30 protein-coding genes are annotated in these 23,480 nt (G+C 52.3%); 26 read left to right on the top strand and 4 right to left on the bottom strand.

Annotated elements, in window-relative coordinates; genetic code table 11:
* Positions 1–94 precede the first annotated feature (94 nt).
* Together U740_RS01105 and U740_RS01110 are read right to left on the bottom strand one after the other, a co-directional pair.
* Complete coding sequence (locus tag U740_RS01105) at positions 95–472, bottom strand: winged helix-turn-helix domain-containing protein (RefSeq protein ID WP_036860961.1); 378 nt, start codon at positions 470–472, stop codon at positions 95–97.
* Positions 473–699: 227 nt separating this feature from the next.
* On the bottom strand, positions 700–936 hold the full coding sequence (locus U740_RS01110) for a thioredoxin domain-containing protein (RefSeq protein ID WP_036858521.1): 237 nt from the start codon (positions 934–936) through the stop codon (positions 700–702).
* Positions 937–1,056: 120 nt separating this feature from the next.
* Here U740_RS01110 and U740_RS01115 point away from each other — a divergent pair, with 120 nt between their 5' ends.
* The 4 genes from U740_RS01115 to U740_RS01130 all read left to right on the top strand — a co-directional run bounded on the left by U740_RS01115 (position 1,057) and on the right by U740_RS01130 (position 3,099).
* Complete coding sequence (locus tag U740_RS01115; RefSeq protein WP_036858522.1) at positions 1,057–1,413, top strand: winged helix-turn-helix transcriptional regulator; 357 nt, start codon at positions 1,057–1,059, stop codon at positions 1,411–1,413.
* A gap of 82 nt (positions 1,414–1,495) precedes the next feature.
* Positions 1,496–2,116, top strand: a complete 621-nt coding sequence (locus U740_RS01120) for a LysE family translocator (RefSeq protein ID WP_036858523.1) — start codon at positions 1,496–1,498, stop codon at positions 2,114–2,116.
* A 178-nt stretch (positions 2,117–2,294) separates the two neighbouring features.
* The gene (locus U740_RS01125) at positions 2,295–2,534 is read left to right on the top strand and encodes a TIGR02647 family protein (RefSeq protein WP_036858524.1); all 240 of its coding nucleotides are present in this window, start codon (positions 2,295–2,297) and stop codon (positions 2,532–2,534) included.
* A gap of 55 nt (positions 2,535–2,589) precedes the next feature.
* The gene (locus U740_RS01130) at positions 2,590–3,099 is read left to right on the top strand and encodes a hypothetical protein (RefSeq protein WP_036858525.1); all 510 of its coding nucleotides are present in this window, start codon (positions 2,590–2,592) and stop codon (positions 3,097–3,099) included.
* Positions 3,100–3,129: 30 nt separating this feature from the next.
* Here the strand turns inward: U740_RS01130 and U740_RS01135 are convergent, their stop codons facing one another.
* Both U740_RS01135 and U740_RS01140 read right to left on the bottom strand, forming a co-directional pair.
* On the bottom strand, positions 3,130–3,420 hold the full coding sequence (locus U740_RS01135) for a hypothetical protein (RefSeq protein ID WP_152556764.1): 291 nt from the start codon (positions 3,418–3,420) through the stop codon (positions 3,130–3,132).
* A gap of 131 nt (positions 3,421–3,551) precedes the next feature.
* Positions 3,552–4,157, bottom strand: a complete 606-nt coding sequence (locus U740_RS01140; RefSeq protein ID WP_200877014.1) for a hypothetical protein — start codon at positions 4,155–4,157, stop codon at positions 3,552–3,554.
* Positions 4,158–4,361: 204 nt separating this feature from the next.
* Here U740_RS01140 and U740_RS01145 point away from each other — a divergent pair, with 204 nt between their 5' ends.
* From U740_RS01145 to U740_RS01250, 22 genes are all read left to right on the top strand, one after another.
* On the top strand, positions 4,362–4,736 hold the full coding sequence (locus tag U740_RS01145; protein ID WP_036858527.1) for a hypothetical protein: 375 nt from the start codon (positions 4,362–4,364) through the stop codon (positions 4,734–4,736).
* Positions 4,737–4,824: 88 nt separating this feature from the next.
* The gene (locus tag U740_RS01150) at positions 4,825–5,670 is read left to right on the top strand and encodes a putative RNA methyltransferase (protein ID WP_327078600.1); all 846 of its coding nucleotides are present in this window, start codon (positions 4,825–4,827) and stop codon (positions 5,668–5,670) included.
* A 100-nt stretch (positions 5,671–5,770) separates the two neighbouring features.
* Entirely contained in the window at positions 5,771–6,304 is a 534-nt protein-coding gene (locus U740_RS01155) for a hypothetical protein (protein ID WP_036858529.1), read from the top strand.
* 118 nt (positions 6,305–6,422) lie between these two features.
* A complete protein-coding gene (locus U740_RS01160; RefSeq protein WP_036858530.1) occupies positions 6,423–6,764 on the top strand; it encodes a zinc ribbon domain-containing protein YjdM in 342 nt (113 codons plus the stop codon).
* 5 nt (positions 6,765–6,769) lie between these two features.
* Positions 6,770–7,357 carry a DUF1415 domain-containing protein gene (locus tag U740_RS01165; protein WP_051921102.1) on the top strand — a complete coding sequence of 196 codons (588 nt, stop codon included), beginning with the start codon at positions 6,770–6,772 and terminating at the stop codon, positions 7,355–7,357.
* Between the two features lie 580 nt (positions 7,358–7,937).
* On the top strand, positions 7,938–8,267 hold the full coding sequence (locus tag U740_RS01170; protein WP_036858531.1) for a DUF1508 domain-containing protein: 330 nt from the start codon (positions 7,938–7,940) through the stop codon (positions 8,265–8,267).
* A 151-nt stretch (positions 8,268–8,418) separates the two neighbouring features.
* On the top strand, positions 8,419–8,769 hold the full coding sequence (locus U740_RS01175; RefSeq protein WP_051921103.1) for an ArsR/SmtB family transcription factor: 351 nt from the start codon (positions 8,419–8,421) through the stop codon (positions 8,767–8,769).
* A gap of 39 nt (positions 8,770–8,808) precedes the next feature.
* Positions 8,809–9,246: a YeeE/YedE family protein gene (locus tag U740_RS01180; protein ID WP_036858532.1), complete on the top strand. Its 438-nt coding sequence runs from the start codon at positions 8,809–8,811 to the stop codon at positions 9,244–9,246.
* A gap of 1 nt (position 9,247) precedes the next feature.
* Positions 9,248–9,673: a YeeE/YedE family protein gene (locus tag U740_RS01185; protein ID WP_036858533.1), complete on the top strand. Its 426-nt coding sequence runs from the start codon at positions 9,248–9,250 to the stop codon at positions 9,671–9,673.
* A 65-nt stretch (positions 9,674–9,738) separates the two neighbouring features.
* Positions 9,739–11,466: a SulP family inorganic anion transporter gene (locus tag U740_RS01190; RefSeq protein WP_051921104.1), complete on the top strand. Its 1,728-nt coding sequence runs from the start codon at positions 9,739–9,741 to the stop codon at positions 11,464–11,466.
* A gap of 46 nt (positions 11,467–11,512) precedes the next feature.
* Positions 11,513–12,220, top strand: coding sequence for a type 1 glutamine amidotransferase (locus U740_RS01195; RefSeq protein ID WP_036858534.1), 708 nt, complete (start codon positions 11,513–11,515; stop codon positions 12,218–12,220).
* A 396-nt stretch (positions 12,221–12,616) separates the two neighbouring features.
* Entirely contained in the window at positions 12,617–12,913 is a 297-nt protein-coding gene (locus tag U740_RS01200) for a HigA family addiction module antitoxin (RefSeq protein ID WP_268745571.1), read from the top strand.
* A 71-nt stretch (positions 12,914–12,984) separates the two neighbouring features.
* On the top strand, positions 12,985–13,611 hold the full coding sequence (locus U740_RS01205; protein WP_200877016.1) for a carbonic anhydrase: 627 nt from the start codon (positions 12,985–12,987) through the stop codon (positions 13,609–13,611).
* Positions 13,612–14,067: 456 nt separating this feature from the next.
* On the top strand, positions 14,068–14,397 hold the full coding sequence (locus tag U740_RS01210; protein WP_036858536.1) for a DUF1508 domain-containing protein: 330 nt from the start codon (positions 14,068–14,070) through the stop codon (positions 14,395–14,397).
* A gap of 350 nt (positions 14,398–14,747) precedes the next feature.
* The gene (locus U740_RS01215) at positions 14,748–16,295 is read left to right on the top strand and encodes a bifunctional GNAT family N-acetyltransferase/carbon-nitrogen hydrolase family protein (RefSeq protein ID WP_036858537.1); all 1,548 of its coding nucleotides are present in this window, start codon (positions 14,748–14,750) and stop codon (positions 16,293–16,295) included.
* 132 nt (positions 16,296–16,427) lie between these two features.
* A complete protein-coding gene (locus tag U740_RS01220; protein ID WP_081890790.1) occupies positions 16,428–17,801 on the top strand; it encodes a GGDEF domain-containing protein in 1,374 nt (457 codons plus the stop codon).
* 229 nt (positions 17,802–18,030) lie between these two features.
* Positions 18,031–19,683: a cation:proton antiporter gene (locus U740_RS01225; RefSeq protein WP_081890791.1), complete on the top strand. Its 1,653-nt coding sequence runs from the start codon at positions 18,031–18,033 to the stop codon at positions 19,681–19,683.
* A gap of 12 nt (positions 19,684–19,695) precedes the next feature.
* Complete coding sequence (locus U740_RS01230) at positions 19,696–20,664, top strand: universal stress protein (RefSeq protein WP_036858539.1); 969 nt, start codon at positions 19,696–19,698, stop codon at positions 20,662–20,664.
* 88 nt (positions 20,665–20,752) lie between these two features.
* Positions 20,753–21,409, top strand: a complete 657-nt coding sequence (trhA, locus tag U740_RS01235; protein WP_036858540.1) for a PAQR family membrane homeostasis protein TrhA — start codon at positions 20,753–20,755, stop codon at positions 21,407–21,409.
* 43 nt (positions 21,410–21,452) lie between these two features.
* Positions 21,453–22,250, top strand: coding sequence for a transglutaminase domain-containing protein (locus U740_RS01240; RefSeq protein ID WP_036858541.1), 798 nt, complete (start codon positions 21,453–21,455; stop codon positions 22,248–22,250).
* Between the two features lie 21 nt (positions 22,251–22,271).
* The gene (locus U740_RS01245) at positions 22,272–22,904 is read left to right on the top strand and encodes a 2-hydroxychromene-2-carboxylate isomerase (RefSeq protein WP_051921105.1); all 633 of its coding nucleotides are present in this window, start codon (positions 22,272–22,274) and stop codon (positions 22,902–22,904) included.
* A gap of 81 nt (positions 22,905–22,985) precedes the next feature.
* Positions 22,986–23,378 (top strand): hypothetical protein, encoded by a 393-nt coding sequence (locus tag U740_RS01250; RefSeq protein ID WP_036858542.1) that lies wholly within the window; start codon positions 22,986–22,988, stop codon positions 23,376–23,378.
* Positions 23,379–23,480: the final 102 nt, after the last annotated feature.

Consider the following 23,480-nt stretch of genomic DNA (forward strand, 5'->3'; position numbering starts at 1 on the left):
GGACCGGATGCTCTTCACGTTATATCCAATTGAATATAACGTGAAGAATAGGGCCAGATCGCCGGATCGTCAACCCAGGACGAATATCGACCAATCAGTGGGGACTGCTGGGAGGGGACGACGCCAGAAGGGCCGAGAGTTCGCTCAATTCATCGGCCACTGCCGCTGCCGTCTTTTCTTCGATTTGTCGGTACAAAGCCAGTACGCGCTCACCCAGCGGCGTAATCCGGGCACCCCCGCCGCCACTGCCCCCCGCAGCGGTTTCAATCAGGGGAGAAGAAAAACACTGGTTCATGGTGTCAACCAGCAACCAGGCCCGGCGATAGCTCATCCCCATCTGCCGGGATGCGGCCGAGATGGACCCAGTGGCGATAATACGCTCCAGTAGTTCCGCTTTCCCCGGACCGATAGCGATAGCTTTTCCGAAAAGGATACGTTGCCGCAGGCGCAATAACGAAGTACCTGATTTCATAATATTGTGCTCGACCGATACGATCACTGATTTTGCCACAATAGACATGGGGGCAACGAATTTAACAGTTCATCAGGGCCCGGTCGGCGACGCCTTTGAGGTTCAAAGCATAACTGGCGGCTCCGCAATAAGTGATTTTCAGCCACCCGAATGCCCGCGCTGGCGCGACACCTCTCAAGCGCGAGATCGTTTATCGTCTCAGCGAGGTGCCGCACAAAACGAGGTGGCTACTTCAGTTCAGAAAGACTGGCTCCAAAATTGATATGAAACGGCGAACCATCCAGAAGCAGGGCAGGTACGGATTTGACCCCTGCTGACTCAGCTTCTGCAATTCGGGATTTGTCATTCCCAAGATGCACGATTTCCACATCATACTGAACGGGGTCTATTGCCCTGGCTACACTGTCCTCAGCCGCCACACAAACCGGGCAACCAGCGTGATAAAAAACTGCTTTTGCTTTCATAACTTCTCTCCAGTCCTTAAGTTACAATCATGTTCGAAATACACCCAAACGGTAGCGCTATTGTCAGTTGCAAAAAAGCGGGAACCGGAAGGTGTGGTAGGCACTTTATGGTGTAACTTAATGAATATTAATGAGAAAAAAATAAATTCCCGCGCCAGCAATGTCTACCGCAAGCTTGAAGACGTGGTTGGCTGCAAATGGTCGGTGTCGGTCCTACTGGCCATTGATGCCGGGATCTCCCGCCCCGGCGCACTGGAGCGCCACATTTCCGGCATCTCAACGAAAGTGCTGTCTGAACGACTGCGAAAACTGACTACTTATGGTTTGCTCGAGAAGCAGAGTTTCCCGGAGGTGCCACCTCGCACGGAGTATTCATTGACACCATCGGGCATAAAACTCATCAGCATCATTCAACAGATTCACACTCTGGATTCAACACTTCAAGAGACGAGACCCAAGCAACTCAACCGCAACTAATAAAGTAGCGGCGGCCGGCTCTGATTCGCTACACCCCAAGCCCTGCGCCACAGAACTGGATGAACAAAGAACGTTACACACTATGGGTATCATCGAGTCGATAACACTTCTGGGAATCATGATTGCACTTGCTGTGATGCCAAGTACCAGTGTCGCACTGGTTGTCACACGCTCTGTCACTCTGAGCGTCCATAATGGTATAGCGGTCGCTGCGGGAGTTGTTGTCGGCGATCTGATCTTTGTCTTACTGGTAATACTGGGTCTATCTGTGCTGGCAGAGACCCTGGCCAGCCTGTTTCTGATCGTCAGATATCTTGGCGCGACCTATCTGATCTGGTTTGGCTTCTCATTGCTGACAAGAAAACACACCACCGGGTTTATGATCGACAACCCAGCGGGAAAAGGACGTTTCACAACGAGCTTCCTTGCTGGCCTCGCCCTGACGCTCGGGGATCTCAAGGCCATCTTTTTCTACCTTAGCCTGTTTCCCGTGTTTATTGATTTAGCCGCACTCCAGCTTACTGACGTTTTCATTATCATGGCAGTCACAGTGGTGGCTGTGGGTGGCGTGAAAGTCGTCTATGCATGTTCAGCAGCAAAAATTGCCGCCCTCTCGAAAGGCCTACCGTTTGAGCCCGCCATCAGAAAAACAGCAGGTGGTGCGATGATCGGAGCGGGAAGTTATATGATCGTACAAAGCTGACAACCACATCTGCAGGTATAGATCATCAATATTAACGAGAACTGCTTATTTTCCTGTTAAGATTATCTTCGGCTGGGAGCTCTATGGACAGCATTGATTAACCTTGTGATTCGGTTACCCTATGTTGCCCTGGGCAGCCAACCACCACCCCTCAAAGATAACAATAAGAGGTACCACCATGCCCTTTTCTCCGGAACATCTAACCGAATTGAACTTGCTGGTCATGTTCAGCACCCCCACACTGCAGGAAGGCATCAAGGTTCACCGAAATGAGGCGGCACCCGAACTGGTGGCAGCAGCCGAGCGCCTGCATCAAAAGGGTTTAATCACAAACAGGGACGGTGGCTATCTGACTGATCTGGGTTTCGAAACGGTCGATCACACCCAGAAACTACTGGGCATTCTCTCAACCGACTGAAGCGACAAACTGCCTCTTTCGGGAACCTCATTGAACAGAACATTCAGGACGATAAATGAAACATAAAATCACAATCCTGTTTGCCATGACGTTTTTTATTGTCGGCAATGGTTATGGCATTTTGGCACATCAGGCACATGCGGCCTCAAATGAAACAAACACCCTGTGTAGCACTTTCACCCTGCCCGACTCGAACAAGGTGTATCTGTTTGCCTACAGGGAGCATCAGCCGCGTGAGAGCATTGCCCAATTGGTCAGAAAGGAAACCGCCCTGGCGCTGGACGATATCGCTGATGAGGTGATAATCGTCCAGAATAGCGAACAGGCAAAAGCAGACGGGCTTTTATTGAAAATCAAGGTGCTCAATATCGCCCGGGGCAACCTGTTCACTAGGATCGATTTCCGGTATGAATTGATTGAAAACACCGGAAAAGCAGAAATTCTCAACGAAACTGACGTATTAACGTCAAACTTTGGTTTTAAAAAACTGACTGGCGATGTGGGCAGAGAAATTGTGCGAAACATCACCCCGTTGATCGATTGTTTTGAGGCTCGCAGGCAGTAAATCCTGCCAGCCCATCATGTTGCGGGGCTATTATGGCACCAGATGCCTGATGACCAGTTGCGAGGCAATGAAGCAGATAGAGAAGAAAATCACCATTGCCATGATACCCGCCAGAATCACGGATTTTGGATTGGTCTCCAACAGGTCCGATGCCCTCTTCATGCCACGCCTTCTTTGCAGGGCAAACACCAGACAGAACGCCTGGGTAATAATCTCAAGTGCACTGAGATTTTTCGGCTTGGTCTCCTCCGCCTCATCCTGCCGGGAATCTACTTCAGTGGCGGTTTCTGGCGCAGTATCCTGCTGATTTCTGTTGGTCATAATCATTGGCACTCATCACTTGGAAAGGCAACTGCTGCTTCAGTAGCGTACTGGACACAGCTGCCAACAATGGATTTTCAACCAGGCGCCGAATCACACCCGGTAGAGTGTGGTATTCGCGGCACCGCGACTTATTCAGCGCCGCTGCGAACTGCCGTACCGACAGAATCCTGCAACGGCCCCAGTGGATTGCGGCGGGTTTCTTCTTCATCAATCAAAGGAACACCGCTCCAGATCTTGTAGACCACCGTATTGTGGTCAATCACGATCAGGGCATTAAAGTTCCAACCGTTGCGAATACGCTCACGCTTGAATTTTAGCAAGTCCAGCACTACATTGCCCACCCGTTTGCTGTTGCTGACGCTGGGCGTTGCCTCATAGGCCAGACACTTCTCGCGGGATTTGAGACAGGTTCTGACACTGGGGGGTAACTCATCATTTGTCACGGAACTGTTTGGGCTGAATTTCTGGATGATGTCGAGGTAGGAAAGAATTCTGACATTGGGGGCGCTATAAGGATCAAAACCCAGATCCTGCAGGTCATCGGTAGTGGTTTCGTTAAGAATGATGCTGTCGTAGGACGCCTTGGCTTCCTCAAAGCTGCTCCATTGGGATTTGGTCTTGGCCCCACCTTTGGGCAAACCGCTACTGCACGATGTCAACATCATCACCAGCAGTACCACCAACAGTGAAAGAGGGACCCAGTACGTCTGACGAATCATAACTGCTTTGTTCATGGCGCCCGGCTTGACTTTATGAAGACAACTCAATCATTACATTAAAGGTAAAGAGCCGTCCATACCAAGCCGTCACTCTGCCATGCAACGTATTTATATTTGCTGTTTTACAGCCGGTTTGGCACCCTTACGGCCTGCTCAGACAACGTCAAAGCCACCCCTGGCCAAGACCACTTTAATTCATCAATATTTCACGGAGTCCCCATGACATTAGAAGAAGCAAAAGCACTGCGCGAAAGCTGGGGCGACAAGCCTTGCGACCACCCATCCTTTGCCGATGAATACATGTTTGGCTCGAAGACAGGGGATTTTGTTTGTGAACAGTGTGGCCGGTCGTTCACCAAACGCCAGAGGGATAATCTGAGCCAGGCAGACAACCCAAGGCTGAACCGATTTCTGCAACAGAAGAATCTTATCAAGGAGCGACTCGACACTCTATCCCATCGCAAGAGCAAGCTCACAGTAGTCGCCCAGAGCGAATCCGGCAGTTCTTTAATGTTGCTGGAAGCATTATTGAAGGATCAAGAGCAATTGATTCTGCACGCCGAAGAGTTGATTCAGATAATGGACCAAACCTGATTACAGCCACGCATCCCCCCCAATAATTCAGCACAGCTCAGGAGGCAAGGCCATTAACGCAGAGCCATTCAGCTCACTGGCTTGCCCCCTGGACGGCAATGCTCTGACACGCCATGGCACAACGTGGCGGTGCACCAGTGGACACAGCTTCGATATCGCCAGGCAGGGCTACACCCACTTATTGCCCGTGCAGAAAAAACGCTCCGCCGACCCCGGCGACAGCAAAATGATGGTGTCGGCACGCCAGCGCTTCCTGAACGCCGCTCATTATCGACCGATAGCCGATACTGTGTGCCGGGCAGTTCTGGCGGAGCTCACTACCGACATCACCGCGAATTATCTCGATGCCGGTTGCGGTGAAGGCTACTACCTGCGACAGCTGAGAACAGCGACAGGCGGCGAGGAGCACTCACTCGCCCTCATGGGGCTGGATATTTCGAAGTGGGCCATCCTCTCTGCGGCAAAACAGGCCACTACCATGTCGGGACTTACAACAGCCACCACCGCTCCCTGGGCCAACTGGGTAGTGGGCAGCAATGCCAATTTGCCGGTATTGAGCAATACGCTGGACGGGCTGCTGTGTATTTTTGGTTTTCCCGTCTACAACGAATTTGCCCGGGTACTTAAACCCGGCGGCATTCTGTATCAGATGGATGCCGGACCCGATCATCTCCGGGAATTGCGCGATATCATCTACCCCCGCGTCCGACCAGCTCGCACGCTTGAACCGCAGCAACCGGCGGAGTTCACGCACCGATCCAGCGAAAGCATTCGCTACCGCCACACGCTGACAGACGCTGCAGCGATAGCTGACCTGCTTGCCATGACCCCCCACCTGTATCGCACTTCGGCAGAGGGCAGAGCCAAAGCATCAGCGCTGACAGCCCTGGAGATTACCGTCGATGCCATACTGTCGCGTTTCGAACGCCACTAGGATCAGCGACTCCAACATCCCTGTAACACCGACCATGACGGCCAATTGACAAACCAGCTGCAGCCAATAAACATTGCCTACCCCACACAGGAATCCCTGTATGTCGAATTGCGCACCCCATGTCATCCGCCTGCAGCTGGACAATATCCAGCAGCTTTTCAATTCTCTGGACCCGTCGCCCTTTCTAGGACGAGACCTGGACACCAATGCCGAGGCATTCATTATGGACTGGGCACAGGAATATCCGGCCAAAGGGGATTTTTGCCTGGAAATTACCCTGGCAACAGCGATCTCAGCACAGGAAAAAAACCGACTGGAACAGGCCATCCATAACTATTTCAACGAGAGGGCCAGATTTTGCCAGCACGAGTTGCGTCAACTAATGCGGGAAGGAAGACTCAGCCTGATCATCGGCCTATCCTTTCTTGGCCTCTGTGTCGGGGTCGGCCGCCTATTGGCAAACCCCTTCCCCTACAGCGGATTTGCCGAATTACTCAGTGAAAGCCTAATGATCGGTGGCTGGGTGGCGATGTGGCGACCCATGGAGATTTTTCTCTATCGGTGGTGGCCAATTGTTCGCCACCGTCGAACTTATATGCGACTGGCGGAGATGGCAGTGACAGTAATCACCTGAAGCTGATTGCTGCAGACGGCAGCAAGGTCAACACTTGCCATCTGAAAAGGCATAAAATATGTCCGCCTGCTGAAAGATGACTTCGCCTCTCCACCAAGAACAGGATACAAGCACCAGTATGACCAATTTACCCAACTGCCCGCAATGCAACTCCGAATACACCTACGAAGATGGCAGCCTATTTATTTGCCCGGAATGTGCCCACGAATGGCCCATAGAATCCCCACCGGACAATACCCAGCAACAACATGACGTCAAAGATGCCAACGGCAATGTCCTCAACGACGGTGATACCGTGAGCGTGATCAAGGATCTGAAAGTAAAGGGCTCGTCGCTGGTAGTAAAAGTCGGCACCAAAGTAAAAAATATTCGCCTGGTGGAAGGTGATCACGATATCGACTGCAAAATTGACGGTATTGGCGCCATGCAGCTCAAATCAGCCTTTGTCAAAAAGAACTGAACGGCATGCCCCAAACGAGCTTGCCACCTTCGCACGAAGGGGTGACAAAACAGGTGAAACTCTGGCTGGAAACCATCGTGGTAGGGTTAAACCTGTGCCCTTTTGCCAAACGGGAGCTGGTGAAAGACAGAATCCGCTTTTTTGTTTCGGCAGCAACCAACGAGGAAATACTGCTCAGCGAGCTGGAAGCAGAGCTGGAAAGGCTCGATCGGGACACATCCATCGAAACAACGCTGATTATTCACCCACAGGTGTTGACAGACTTTTTCGAATATCAGCAATTTTTGATCTGGGCTGACCAGGTGTTAAAGCGCATGGGACTCCGGGGCGTTTTTCAGATTGCCAGTTTTCATCCCGACTACCAGTTTCTTAATAGCGTCGAGCATGCGCCGGGGAACTATACCAACCGCTCCCCTTACCCCATGCTTCATCTGCTTCGCGAAGACAGCCTGGCAAATGCCATAGCCAATTTCCCCGACACGGACAAAATCCCCGAACGCAATATCGCTCGCCTTGAAAGCCTGGAGCCAGAAGAGTTGCGCGCGCTTTTTTTCACTGCGGGCCAGCATAGCGAAGTCCCTTCCGACAACTAATCTATACATTGGCCTTTTCGACCATAGCCGACCCTCCCAATCATCCGCAGTCAGCGCGACATTCGCACCCATCTCCTTCATTTTTATTAACATAAAAATCACATAATAAAATATTTTCTTCACTCTAAAATACATCAAAGAATATTGATCAGTATTATTTTTTCATTGTGTATTATTTGGTTTATATTAAACCCGACAAAATGCATACAATGACAAATATCACATATTTTTCTGCCTAATAAAAACCCCCCATAAAATACAATAAAAACTATATTTATCAATATCTTACCTAAATCAATACGCCTGATAAAAAAATTATAAATAAAAATATAATTCATAACATATTGAATAAATAACCGATTAAATATAATAATTTTACGGCCGATAAGAACCGAAAAACTAGGATGCCATCGCGGTATCTACCGGACCTGATTTTAACCCGGCTAACAGTTCAGATCGGTCACGGGGCGGGGTAACTCAACGGATACGACGACTCATCCTGCCCGAACAAATATTGAGGCAGGTGATATAACAATCTGATGCCCGGGCATCAGATCATTCAACAAGAGAGGAAAAGAGAATGTCCAGTTCATACGAGTTGCACAAAGATAACGAGGGTACCTTTAACTTTTCACTGAAGACTGAGGATGGAGAGACAATTCTGGTTAGCAAGCCCTATTTTTCTAAGGGTTCAGCCATCAATGATATTTCAGAGCTGCAGCATATCTGCAATTACGAGAATAACTATCAAAGAAACGTGTCGGACGGTAACGAGCATTATTTCGAACTCCAGACTCCCAGGCGCAAGATCATCGGCACCAGCCCGATGTTCAGCTCGGTGGAATCGATGGAAAATGCCATTGGACTGGCCAAATCAGTCGGTTCAACCAAAATCATCAACACTCATTAATCCCCCGCTTTCTCGCCCTGACCTGATAACCCCGTCAGGTCAGGGCGTTTTTTCTGTCACTCCCTATAATCGCATCAAACCTTCTGAACCTTGACACAACTGATCATCAATAATATACAATTAAATATAATGTATTATTATAGATTGAAATATGACAAAGTCCGTCACTGCGCCGCCTGACACCACCATTGATAATTTTGAAGACATCGACCAGATGCGCATTGCCGCCAGTGCTGCCAGTGCATTGCTGAAAGGCGTCGCCCATGAAGACCGACTGCTTCTGCTCTGCCTGCTGAGCAGGCATGAATTGTGTGTCGGGGAAATTGAAGCACAGCTGACAATCCGTCAGCCAAGCCTGTCACAACAACTGGGCATATTGCGGCGGGAAAAACTGGTGACTACACGGCGGGAAGGTAAGCGTATTTTTTACCGGATGGCGGATCAAAAGGCGCTAGCGCTGGTGACGCTTTTGTACGATCTTTACTGCAGGGCCGACCATTGACCCGGGCACCCGATTTATCAATCACCACTGGTATTTATCATGACTATCGACTGGCAAGCCTTTACTCCCTGGACATCATTGCTGGGCGGCGCACTGATCGGTCTGGCCGCCGCGGCCTTTATTCTGCTGAATGGCCGCATCGCGGGAATCTCCGGCATTGTCGGCGGGTTGCTGACACCCAAAAAAGGGGATACGGGCTGGCGACTGGCCTTTGTGGGGGGCATGATCACTGCACCGTTGCTCTGGCTATTGGTCTCTTCTCTGCCACTCATTCAGATTGAAGCGAGCTTGCCGATGCTGGTTGTTGCCGGCCTGATAGTCGGTGTGAGCACCCGATTTGGTACCGGCTGCACCAGCGGTCACGGCGTCTGTGGCATTTCCCGACTATCGCCCCGCTCTCTGATTGCTACAGGCGCTTTCATGCTGAGCGGCTTTGCGACTGTGTTTATTATTCGCCACCTGTCAGGAGGGCTATAAAATGAACAGATCTCTGCTTTCGGCCTTTATCGCAGGATTGATTTTCGGTATCGGCCTGCTGGTATCCGGCATGGCCAATCCCGCAAAAGTGTTGGGCTTTCTCGATCTCGCAGGACCATGGGATCCCTCCCTGGCTCTGGTCATGGGCGGTGCCGTGGCGGTAGGGCTGATCGCCTTTAACCTGGCCGGTAAGCGCCAGACCTCTCTACTAGGTGACGTCATGCGCCTACCCACCCGACAGGATATCGACAAGCCACTGGTGTTGGGCAGCCTTGGATTTGGCATAGGCTGGGGGCTGGCGGGGTTTTGCCCCGGCCCGGCGCTGGTGGCTCTGGGTGCGGGCGAGCTGAAAGCGCTGGTATTTACCGTCGCCATGTTATCGGGCATGGCCGTTTATGAGCTTCTCCAGCGCCAGCGGCCCAGCTAACACCCCTTGATAATGACAATGCACCTTTTTATCTCTGACCACCCATTGGCGACAGGATCTCTCTGATGCGCAAACTCCTACCCTCGTGGCTGACAGATTATCAGGCAAAGCTATTGCCCAGCGACTTGGTAGCAGCGGTGGTCGTCACCCTGCTACTGATCCCCCAGGGACTCGCCTATGCCGCGCTGGCGGGCTTGCCACCACAACTGGGACTCTATGCCAGCCTGCTGCCACTCCTTGCCTACGCCCTGTTTGGCTCATCCATGGTGATGTCGGTGGGACCGGTGGCAGTTATCTCACTGATGACCGGAGCCGCACTGGCCCCGATAGCCGAACCGGGCAGCGCTGAATACATTGCCGGGGCTGTTATGCTGGCCATGGTGTCAGGGATCATGCTGTTTACCTTTGGCCTGTTGCGACTCGGCGCCATGGCCCAGTTTTTAAGTCACCCAGTGATCAGTGGTTTTATCAGTGGCGCGGCATTGCTGATTATTATCGGCCAGTTGCGCCCGTTACTGGGCATCAACAGCCACGGTGAAACTGGTGTTGAGCTGGCAGTTGGGCTGATGGCCAACCTGGGTGGCATTCAACCACTCACGGCGGCATTCGGCTTTGCCACGTTTGTGCTGTTATGGCTGGCCAGACACTGGTTGGCAAAACTGCTCATGGGTCTCGGTCTCGCCGAGGGTGCGGCTTCGCTGATTGCCAAACTGATGCCTATCGTGACCGTGTTGGGCAGCGCTGTATTGGTATCTCTAATGGGCTGGGAAGCTGACCTTCGCGTGGTCGGCGCCTTACCGGGAGGATTGCCGGCGCTACAGGTGCCAACCATTGATTTCTCGATCGTGACTAAACTATGGTTGCCGGCGCTGGCCATCAGTTTGATTGGCTTTGTGGAAAGCGTCTCCATTGCCCAGGCTTTTGCCAACAAGAACCGGCAACGCATCAATACCAACGCAGAGCTGCGCGGACTGGGTGCCGCCAATATCGCCAGTGCGCTCTCCGGTGCCTTTCCCGTCACTGGTGGCTTTTCACGCACCGCTGTCAATGCCGAAGCGGGTGCCCGGTCGCCACTCTCAGGAATATTTGCGGCAGTCCTGATCGCGTTGTTACTGGTCTTTGCCACTGGGTTATTCCACGCCCTGCCCATGGCGGTACTGGCCGCCACAATCATTATCGCTGCAATCGGTCTGGTGGACATCAAATCATTGATCCACAACTGGCACTATGATCGGGCAGAAGGTATGGCACAGGCGGGAACGGCTTTGGGAGTACTGCTGGCTGGTGTGGAAGTTGGCATTGCCATCGGCATCGCCCTGTCACTGGCAACCCTGGTGTGGCGAGCCAGTCGGCCCCATATTGCCATTGTCGGGCGGGTACCCGATACCGAACACTTTCGCAATGTGAACCGCTATCAGGTCGAAACGCGGGGTGAAATTCTGATACTTCGGGTGGATGAAAACCTGTTCTTTGGCAATGCTGAGTCGGTGGAAAAGTTCATTCTTCGCGCCATAGAGGCACAACCAGAAGCTCACCACCTGGTGCTGGTGATGTCGTCAGTCAGCAGCGTCGATGCCACGGCCATGCAAATGCTCGACATGCTCAATGAGCGCCTGATTGATGAGGGCATGAAGCTGCACCTGGCAGAAGTAAAAGGCCCGGTACTCGGTCAACTGGAAAACGATACATTCCCCGAACGTCTCAGCGGCGAGATTTTCCTGTCTACCTTCACCGCCTATCAGGCATTGCAGATTGCCGAGCAGGAAACTGCACAGCAGTTACAGGAAAACTGACAGCTGTTACATTATCTGAACGATCTCAGGATTCCGGACACCCACCATGCGCAGCCATATTTTCCAACACGTGCCCTTCGAGGGCCCCGGCAGTATTGAACCCTGGCTGAGAGCCGCAGGGCACAACATTACACGAACGCCCTTCTTTATCGGTGGGAGTACATTGCCGGCGATTTCAGATATCGATTCACTGATCGTTATGGGCGGCCCAATGAGCGCCAATGATGAGCAACTATTCCCCTGGCTGGCGCAAGAAAAGGCTTTTATTCGCCGGGCCATCGACGATGGCAAGCCGGTGCTTGGCATCTGCCTCGGTGCGCAATTGATCGCCAGCGCCATGGGCGCAAGAGTTTACCCAAACCCGACCAGAGAAATCGGCTGGTTTCCGATCCATGGTTGCACAGTGCCGGGGGCAAACAACTTTTCCTTCCCCTCATCAGTTAACGTCTTCCACTGGCACGGGGAGACCTTTGACTTGCCATCCGGCGCAATTCACCTCGCCTCTAGCGATGTCTGTCGACTACAGGCATTTCAGCTGGGCACGTCGGTGATAGGGCTGCAATTTCACCTGGAGACGACGCCGGCATCGGCAAGGGATATAGTCACCCACTGCAGTGCGGAATTAACACCCGATGACCACGTGCAGGATGCCGCCACTCTTCTCAGTGCCAGCCCGGAGTGCTACCGGACGATTAACCATTTAATGGGCGAAATACTTGCCTACCTGCTGGCATCGAATAGCTGCAAAACGTGACAGGAAAACCCATATGATCGCCGTGATTTTTGAGGTTACCCCCCACAGCGGAAGGCAAAGCCGAACACCTAGAAACCGCCGCTGAGCTGAAACCCCCTCAGACTCACAATACATTCACCCTCCTTTCAGATAAAGATCGACATCCGGGTCAGTTATCCAAAGACCCAGGCATCAGCCGGACTTAAGCCGCTCCAATAATGAGAGCACCTGAATGCAGCTACCTAGGCTCGGTGGGCGTTGAAATTCGTCACGCGACACGTTAAATTCCGAACAAATAATCAGGTCGCGCCCCTCTAAAAAACCCTCTAAAGGTACCCAAAAATTAATCGGGCTAACCTGAAAATGGAAGCGACTAACTATACGCCTGAATAACCATACACCCAGATATGTGCCCGAATAACCGCGAACCAGCAACCCACCTATCCCGGAGCCATACTGCGGGAAAGGTTTATGCGGAGATCCGGTTTGTCCGTTGCGAAACTGGCAACGGCACTGGGCGTTTCCCGACAGCCTCTCAATGAGCTGTTGCTGGAACGCCGTGCTGCCAGCCCGGAAATGGCAATGCGCCTCGCACGACTCTTTAACAACCCGGCAAATTTCTGGTTGAATATACAACAATCCCTGGACCTGTGGGAGATAAGTCAGTCAGTTAAGAATGACATCACTCGAATAATACCCAGAGACAGGGGCTAATGCGTTAAGGGAGGTGCAGTGTATTTCCCAAGACAACAATAAAAATCCATTTTAACAATAGAGAGCTAACGATGAAAAAATGTTCAATGAAACTGTCACTACTAACCGCCGGGATGCTGGCATTCGGGACTTGTCATGCTGCTGACAGTGTCGCCTGGAGTTACCTGGGTGACGAGGGGCCGGAAAACTGGGGCAGTCTCGCCTCAGAATATGCCACCTGCAAGACGGGTAAAAACCAGTCGCCGGTGAATATCAGCAACACGATAGAGGGTGACCTTCCATCACTGGAACTGGATTACAAAACCGGCGGCAAAAATGTCATCAACAATGGTCATACCGTCCAGGTCAATTATGTACAGGGCAGCACCATGCAAGTGGGCGATAAAGCCTTTGAACTGAAACAGTTCCATGTCCACGCTCCCAGTGAAAACGCTATTAACGGCAAGCTCTACCCCATGGATGCCCACTTTGTGCATGCCGACAAGGATGGCAACCTGGCTGTCATCGGGGTGATGTTTGAAATAGGCGAAACCAATACCGAGCTTGAAAAAGCCTGGACACAAATGCCTTCCGATCCCAGTGGTCTGGTAGAACTGACCACCGCAGTCAACGCATTGTCCTTGATGCCGGAAGGTCATGATTACTATCGTTTCAATGGCTCCCTGACCACGCCGCCATGCAGCGAGGGGGTTTCCTGATTTGTTATGAAGGAGCCCGTTACAGCCTCCAGGGAACAGATTGAGAAATTCAGCAATGCCATGGAGCATCCAACCAACCGGCCAGTTCAACCCATCAATGCACGAGTGATTGTGGAGTAAGTTGAGTACGGGCCCCGTCAGCCAGAGCGTTCCGGCCGACGGGGCTGCGGCTACTAATAGTTAATATTGGTACTGTTTATCGTCACCAGTACAGAGAGACTACTGAAAAGAACTCCAGTGATGCGGTTGGATACCATTCAAAAAGGTACTTTGTATTTTCCTATGGTCTGTGATATCTAGTATGGGCTTTTCAACGGATGTCCCCGTTGGACAGATCGCAATCGATGCGACCCTGTTCACAGGTAACAGCTAACCGGATACGGGATAAACGTCCAATGTTTAGGCTATCTATATAGTGCCATGTGCACCGATTACTAAAATAAAAAGGAGATAAATATGTCAAGTTGGTTCGAGCTCAATAAAACGCCAGATGGCGAGTACAACTTCAACCTCAAGAGCGAAAGCGGCGAAACTCTGCTTTCAAGCCCGAATTATTATTCCAAGGGCAATGCAAAGATGGACATCTCGGATGTTCAGCACAGCTGCGGATACGATGCCCTGTATGAGAAAAAATCTGAGGGTAATCAGCATTATTTTGAACTGAAAACCCCGAAACGTCGGGTACTGGGAACCAGCCAGATGTTCAAAAGCGCTGAAGATCGCGACACGGCACTGGCAGTTGTCAAAGCCAGTGGCGGGACTAAAACAACAAAAGAAACCTTCTAGTTCTTTGCTACGGAGAATTTGGCCCGGCCCCTGCCGGGTCAAGGTTCTCTCCAACCCTTCGGCAGCCCCCTTGCAACGCTACACACCTTCAGCTCAGTCTTAACTGAATCATTTACCACACGACTCCAGGTACCCACATATTTATTCATACTCCGAACCGTTGCACTTCAGCCGTCTCATCAGGCCAATTTAAGTTATCATCTGTGGCAGAGCACATAGTCCCCTTTCAACGAACAATTCATGTTGTGCCCAAACAAGGTGTCTTTTACTCGGTAACCTTGAACAATAGCAGAGCTGGGCGCCGACTATTTGCTGCGACATCCATTTTTTAATTCAGGAATAAAAATCTCGTGAACGCGACGCCTCATCCCGAAGAACCGGAACACAAACTGACCCTACGACACCTGAAAAAAGAGGACTATCCCAACTTAAAGGCATTAATGGATTATGTTTATCCGGGTCTCGGTGGTGCATGGCCGCTGAAGAAATTCCGTGCCCAGTTGGCTGTGTTTCCTGAAGGCCAAATCTGTATTGAGGATCACGGCATTATTGTGGCCGCAGCGTTTTCGGTCATTGTCGATTATGATAAATTTGGTGACCAGCACACCTATGAGGAAATCACCGGTGACGCGTATCTGACCACACACGACCCGAGTGGCGACGTATTGTACGGTGTGGATGTGTTCGTCTCGCCCGACTACCACGGCATGCGGCTGGGTCGACGACTCTACGAAGCCCGCAAGGAACTTTGCCAAAACCTCAACCTGAAATCCATCGTCGCCGGGGGGCGGATACCCAACTACAAAAATTTTGCAGACAAGCTGACCCCACAGGCCTACATCGAGCAAGTCAAAAAGAAAGAAATTTACGACCCTATCCTGACCTTCCAGTTATCCAATGACTTCGAAGTGAAGCGGGTGCTGGACGATTACCTGCCGGAAGACAAAGAATCCCGTGGCTATGCCACCCTGCTGGAGTGGCATAACCTTTACTATGACCCGCGCAAAGCCCCTTTGATTGGCGCACCGCGCACCACTGCCCGGATCGGTTGTGTTCAGTGGCAAATGCGCTCCCTCGGATCCGTCGAGGAGTTGATGCAGCAGGTTGAGTACTTTGTAGACGCGCTCTCCGATTACCAGTGCGACCTAGCCCTGTTCCCGGAGTTTTTCAATGCTCCGCTGATGGGGATAGAAAATCACACGAACTCCATTGACTCCATCAAGGCCCTAGCGGAATTTACCGATGAGATTGTCGAGGCCGTCTCCCGGCTCGCGGTTTCCTACAACATCAATATCATTGCCGGCTCCATGCCGTTGATTGAAAACGATGAGCTGTTCAATGTGGCCTACTTTTGTCGTCGCGACGGCACCCTTGAAACCCAGTACAAGCTTCACCCCACACCCGGTGAAAAGCGCTCCTGGGTCATGCAGGGCGGCAATGGCCTGCGTGTGTTTGATACCGATTTTGGTAAGATCGGGGTACTGATCTGTTATGACGTGGAGTTTCCGGAGCTGGCTCGCCTGCTCTCGGAACAGGGCATGCAAATGCTGTTCGTACCGTTCTGGACCGACACCAAGAATGGCTACCTGAGGGTGCGTTGCTGCGCCCATGCCAGAGCCATTGAAAACGAGTGTTATGTTGCAATCGCCGGTAGTGTCGGCAACCTGCCGAAGGTGGATGGCGCCGATATCCAGTATGCCCAGTCAGCGGTATTCTCGCCGTCAGACTTTGCTTTCCCCCACGATGCCATCATGGCCGAAACCACACCAAATACCGAGATGACATTGATCGTCGATCTCGATCTGGAGAAGCTCAACAAGCTGCAGAATGAAGGGTCGGTGAGAAACTTCCTGGATCGGCGGCGTGATCTCTATAAGGTCGAGTGGATAGGTGAATAAACTCCACAGATTCAGAATCTTGACTCAATGACAGAATATCTGTACTCCGTCTATACGCGCGACAAGACAGGATGATACCTATTGGCATCTCTTCAGGCATAGAATAGTGAATGGATCTCTCGGGCAAGCATTATGACCATCGACCGCAAGACCCGCTTCTTTGATCAACCTCAGAGTCCACTTTTTTTCAAAGAGCTCACTCTGGAAGCAGACACACATCTGAGCAGCTATATAGACCTGCTGCTGGACGCCATTTGTGTGGTGGATAAAGCGGGTAAGTTTGTCTACGTCAGTGGGGGAGGCGAACGGATCTTTGGCTACGCCAGTGAAGAGATGATTGGCAAGTACATGATTGACCTGGTATTACCTGAAGATCGAGACATAACCCTGCAAACGGCCCGGGACATCATGTCCGGGAAGCATGAACCCCATTTTGAAAACCGCTATGTACGAAAGGATGGCCAGATCGTTCATATCATGTGGTCGGCGCGCTGGTCCGATTCTGATCAGCTGCGTATTGCCGTGGCCAGGGATATCACCAAGCGCAAACGCATTGAGGCCAGACAGGCCGCTCTGTTTGCCATTTCAGAAGCAGCACACGCAGCGGAGGACCTGCCAACCCTGTTTGAACGGCTTCATCAAATTATTGAAAACCTGCTACCGGCTGCCAGCTTTTCGATCGCGCTCTACGATGATATTAAAAAAGACGTGTGTTTCCCCTACCACGCAGACAATCAGGTATCACCTTCGATAATCGATTCAACGGCCCACTGCGTAGAGGTCATCCGCACCGGCAAAACACTGCTGCTCTTGCCGAAGGATATCAATGAGCTGCGGGGGCTGGCAGACACCTCATCCAGCTGGCTGGGAGTCCCTCTGAAGTCACAGCGGGGAACCATTGGTGCGATGGCCGTTTTGAGCCACCCGGATAACCCGCACTACTCAGATGAAGACCGGGAACTACTGCAATTTGTCTCCACGCAAGCCGCTGCCGCCATTGAGCGGAAACAGTTGCTGGATCACCTGCAGCATATGGCGCTCTTCGATCAGCTTACCGATCTGCCCAATCGGGCTCTGTTCGGGGATCGCATCCAGTCCGCCCTCAGCAGAGCCCGTCGCGATGGGCTTCGGCTCTCCGTGCTCTACCTTGATCTGAATAAATTCAAGTTCATCAATGACAACTATGGCCATCCGGTGGGCGACCTTTTGTTAAAAGAGGTCGCACAGCGTCTTGAGGACTGTGTCAGGGCATCCGATACGGTATCGCGCTTTGGCGGCGATGAATTTGTGATTTTGCTCGAAAACATCGACTCCCCGGCAAACACTGCCGCCGTCGTGAATAAAATTCACCAGGCATTAAACCAGCCGTTTGTGCTGGGAAATCATAACATCGGCATACTCCCGAGCATTGGCGTGGCTCAGTTCCCGGACGATGGCGACGATGAGACTCAACTGCTACGCCACGCCGACCATGCCATGTACCGGACCAAGAAAAGTATCCCCTGAGCTGCCCATCAAGCAATAACGGGATAATCGTCACCGCAGGCATTTTTGTCTACTTGCCACAACGCGGAAAATATCCAGAATGTCGGGCTGTACCATTTGCGGCTATTATCACTTAACCTAACCATTGCCTTGACTAAATAGGTAAAACGCTCGATCGGAAAAGTCTGGCACCGAAGAACAGCGCATCGCACTCTCGCCTAAAAGACCTGTCGGAAAAGGGATCCCAAAAATGCTGGGAAGTGTTTTTCTGGAAATTGGAGTCATATTGGGCCTGGCGGCAATTGGGGGCTTTATTGCCCAGTTTTTGCGCCAACCTCTGATTGTCGCTTTTATTGCAATCGGCATTCTGGTGGGGCCCTCCGGGTTCGGCATGGTTTCCCACAGCAGCGAGATCGAACTATTTGCCCGGCTGGGTATCGCGCTGTTGCTGTTCGTTGTCGGGCTGAAGCTGGATCTGCACATTATCCGAACGGTGGGCCCGGTCGCCCTGGCATCCGGGCTCGGACAGGTGCTCTTTACCTCGGTCGTGGGCTACCTGATCGCTCTGCTCATGGGTATGTCGCCAGTCATCGCGCTTTACGTCGCTGTAGCACTGACTTTCTCCAGCACGATTATTATTGTCAAGCTACTGTCCGACAAACGGGAAGTCGACTCCCTGCATGGCCGAATCGCCGTGGGCTTTCTGATTGTTCAGGACATTGTGGTGGTACTGGTGATGATCGGTCTGACCGCGTTTGGCCAAGCTGAAGAAGGCATCAATATCGGCCGAGAAGCACTGGTGATTCTGCTCAAGGGCGCCCTGATGTTGATCGGGGTGGCACTGTTAATGCGTTATGTGTTGCCCCGGTTACTGCAGCGTATGGCGCATTCATCTGAATTGTTGATGTTATTTGCCATTGCCTGGGCCGTTCTCGGCGCATCGATTGGTGACCTGCTGGGTTTCAGCAAGGAGGTGGGGGCCTTTTTGGCAGGTATTTCCATCGCTTCGACAGCCTATCGTGAACAGGTCGCCGCCAGACTGGTGAGTTTGCGCGATTTCCTGTTGTTATTCTTTTTTATCGAACTGGGCGCGTCACTGGATATCCTTAATCTGGGCGGCCAGCTGGGGACAGCAATGATCTTCTCGTTGTTTGTACTGGTCGGCAATCCGCTGATCGTCATGGCGATCATGGGGTATATGGGCTACCGTAAACGCACCGGTTTTCTGGCAGGACTGACAGTGGCACAGATCAGTGAATTCTCCCTGATCCTGGCCGCCCTCGGCCTCAGCCTCGGTCACTTGGGACAGGATACCGTAGGACTTATCACCCTGGTGGGCCTGATTACCATCAGCGTTTCCACCTACATGATTCTTTATTCCCACCCGCTTTATGCCCTGCTCGCTCCCTGGCTGAGCATTTTTGAGCGCAAAGTGGCCTACCGGGAACAGAGCACCACTGCTGGCGACGAAGAAAAGGTCGATATTCTGCTGATTGGTCTGGGTCGTTTCGGTGCCTCCGTCGCCACCAACCTGCGCCAGCGGGGTTGTCGTCTGCTGGCAGTGGATTTCGACCCACAAGCCGTCCAGTACCACACCCGCGACGGCTACGCAGTACGCTATGGTGATGCCGAAGACCCCGAATTCATCGCCTCACTCCCCCTGTCCCGGGCAACTTGGGTAGTCAGTACCGTCCGCGACCGAGCCATCAACCGGATGATATTGCATGGACTCAAGGAACAGGGCTATAAAGGGAAGGTGGCTATTTCAGCCGCTGGCAGCTACGACGCCAGGTTTTTTGAGCAAGTGGGTGTGGACATGGTACTGGTCCCCTATACCGATGCCGCCAGGGAAGCAGCAGCGCAATTGTTCCCACAAAAAAAGGCCGACAACCCGCAGGCCTGACAGGAGATTGAGATGAGCCAGTTCAAGCGTATCCTCTACGTATCGGAGCCCGCTGTTAGCCAGGAACTGGCCTTTGCTCGTGCAGTATCAATGGCCATCAAAAACCAGGCCAAGTTAACTGTGATTGATGTAATGTCACCGCTACTTATCAGCATGCACCTGCCCCCTGAGGCACCGAGTTCAGCCGAGCTGAAGGCAAATCTGGTTGCAGAACGCTACAACGTGCTGCAATCACTGACAGAACCCTACTCCAAGGATAACCAGATCACCCTGACCGTGGTTGAAGGCAAGTGCTTCCTGGAGGTCATCCGCACCGTTCTGAGAGACGGTCATGATCTGGTCATCAAGCCGGCAGAAAATCCGGATTTCATAGAGCGGCTATTCGGCAGTGACGATATGCACCTGTTGCGCAAATGTCCTTGCCCGGTATGGCTGATAAAGGCAGATGAGCCACAGGACTATCGCTGCATTATGGCCGCCCTGGATTTTGATCCGGAGGAACCGGCGTCGGCAGAACAGGGCCCAAACCCACAGATTGTCGAGTTTGCCACCTCACTCGCCATCGCGGATTTTGCCGACCTGCATTTTGTGCACGCCTGGGATGCACCCGGAGAAATGTTGTTTCGGGTATGGAGCGACAACCCGGAAAAGAGCAGTCTCAATTACACTGAGGGTGAAAGGGCGCGACACCAGTCGATTATCGACACACTGGACCGCAAAATACATGCGCGGGTTGGCGATGAAGCCTACAACTACCTCTCACCGCAGTTTCATTTGCGCCAAGGGCCTGCATCGAGGGTAATACCTGATATGGCAACACAATTGAAAGCAGATCTTGTGGTAATGGGGACATTGGGGCGCACAGGAATATCGGGATTGATCATTGGCAATACGGCTGAGGCCATTCTCGACCAGCTGACCTGTTCCGTACTAGCCATTAAGCCGCCGGGGTTTGTTTCACCAGTGACCGTCACAGAGTAGGCCAAGCGGATTAATCTTGTCAGCTTCAGTCATTTGAGTGAAAAAACAGGGATCTATTACCTGCCTAAAACCGAGAAAATGGAGCATTGTGTCATCATCTCTGAAATCACCGGAGCGCGAGCAGTCTTCCGAAGAGGAAATTGCCAACAGCCTGAGCCATGGCGCAGGACTCTTGGCGGCTCTTGTTGCCACACCCCCTCTGTTAATCCGTGCATCCCAACAGGACAACACCGGGTTCATGATCGGCTCGGCGGTCTTTGCCCTGACGATGATACTGCTCTATCTTGCATCCATGCTCTATCACGGCCTTCCCAAGGGGCACAGAAAGAAACAGTTTCAGGTAATAGAACATTCGGCCATTTTTCTACTGATCGCCGGTACCTACACCCCCTTTACCCTAGGAGCGCTGCGAGGTGCATGGGGCTGGTCTCTATTGGCGGCGATCTGGTGTCTGGCAGCCGCAGGCGTCATACTCAAGGCCAGCAACAGGCTTAATCATCCGGTCTTTTCCACCGGCCTTTATATTTTAATGGGCTGGCTGATTGTGATTGCAGCCAACCCTTTGTGGCTTCACTTGCCGACACCGGGCTTGGTCTGGCTCGCTTCCGGCGGCTTGGCCTATACCGTGGGGGTGGCATTTTTCACCACCGACAGCTATTTACGATACGGCCACTTTATCTGGCACTTGTTTGTCATGGCGGGGACTACTTGCCACTATATTGCCATTTTCAACTACGCGGCCTGACAGGTCTCGTTCATAAGACTGTTTTGATACTGGACATTGCCTTATGTGGTTACGAACTACTTGCAGCATGAGCTTCGAAATCGACGTTCCGACACCCTTCATTTTCATGCTCAGGCCACGCAGTGGCGGACAACAAAGGGTGGCCCGCGAGGAATACACGCTCACACCAGATTGCCCAATGGAGGAATTTACTGATAATTTCGGTAACCTCTGCCAGCGACTACTGGGCCAACCCGGCCCCTTTTCCATCACCACCTCTGCCGATGTAAAGACTGTGGATACCATTGAACAGGCCCCGGGCGCGCCTTTTATCGAAGTACAGTATCTGCCGGACTCCATGCTCTGCTATCTGCTTCCCAGCCGCTACTGCGAATCGGATCGCTTTGTCCAGATGGCCAACGAAATTACCGCCGACCAACAACCGGGCTACGATCAGGTCAGCGCCATTCAATGCTGGTTGCGTGAGCGCATTCGCTATGAGCCTATGCTCGGCAATGATCAACTCTCTGCGGCAGAAGTGAATATGCGCCAGTGGGGCGTTTGTCGTGATTTTGCCCATCTGGGAATTGCCCTATGCCGGAGTCTCAGCATTCCCGCCAGAATGGTCGTCGGCTACCTCTACGAGCTTGACCCTATCGATATGCATGCCTGGTTTGAGGCCTATGTGGGTGGCCAGTGGTACACCTTTGATGCGACACAACCAACACTGCGGGGTGGTTATGTGGCAATCGGCTATGGCCGGGACGCCGCCGATGTGGCTATTTACAACCAGTTTGGTCCGGCTGTCTCGCCAATCACACAACGGGTAAGTGTGGTGCGGATAGACAGCACCAGCGATTAATCCTGAGGAGCAACCAACACCATGTATCTGGAATTCTGGTTTGACTTTGGCAGCACCTATTCCTACCCCGCCGCCATGCGTATCGAGGCCCTTGCGGAGGAGAGAAGCATCCCGGTACGGTGGCGCCCGTTCGTGCTCGGAGCCATTTTCAAGCAACAGGGCTGGAACGACTCGCCATTCAACATCTACCCCGACAAAGGGCGCTACATGTGGCGTGATATGACGCGAATCACCAGCCAGCTAGGTCTGCCCTGGCAAGAACCCTCTCAATTTCCGCGCAACGGCTTGCTGGCGGCACGGGCAGTCTGTACTGCACCGGATGCCCAGTGGGTACCGCAGTTCTGTCGGGAGGTATTTCGCGCAAACTTTGAACGCGACGAGGATATCGCCTCACCTGAGGTCATCGACCAATGCCTGACCGCCAGTGGCACAGTTGGACAAACTGTACTGGAAGAAGCCGGTTCTGCAGAAACCAAAGGTCGTCTTCATCAGCAGACCCGGATGGCCACCGAACAACATATCTTCGGCGCACCCTCGTTTCTGGTGGGCAGGGAGCTGTTCTGGGGCAATGAACGGCTGGAAACAGCGCTGGATTTCGCCGCCGGCGCTATCGCCTTTCCCGCTTATGAGCAAACACCCAGAGCCAATACCTGAACTGCATGCCCATGCATGCCAATAGTTGATAGCCAGGAGGGTATCGCCCTATGATCGGGTAAGACGTTTCCGGGACCACTTATGCACAAGTCACTCTTTTTTTTCGCAGCTGGCTGCCTCGGCGCACTGGCCAACAGCCTCTCCGTCTGGATTTTTGGCGATCTCGGTATATCGCAAGCACTCGGAGTCGCTATTGCCCCGGGCCTGTCCCCACAATGGCTCTACCCAAGGATCGTCTGGGGCGGACTGTGGGGACTGCTGTTTTTGCTGCCGATATGGCAATCGAGATTGGTCTGGAAAGGGATAGTGCTGAGCCTGTTTCCCACTGCAATGCAGCTGTTCATTGTATTTCCCCTGCAGGCACAGAAGGGTATAGCCGGTCTGGAACTGGGACTGCTGACACCGCTGCTGGTAATATTTTTTAACGGGATCTGGGGTATCTGTACCGCGCTGGCAATCAAACTGGCAAGATAAACAGAGTTTACAGGCGTACTGTAAACCCATTAATAAACTTCCCCACTATTTCGCATACAGACACGATTGCAGGCTTTGACTATCCTTAGGCTAGTGATCAAG

Origin of the sequence: Porticoccus hydrocarbonoclasticus MCTG13d (assembly GCF_000744735.1) — a bacterium.
Taxonomy (GTDB): Bacteria; Pseudomonadota; Gammaproteobacteria; order Pseudomonadales; family Porticoccaceae; genus Porticoccus; species Porticoccus hydrocarbonoclasticus.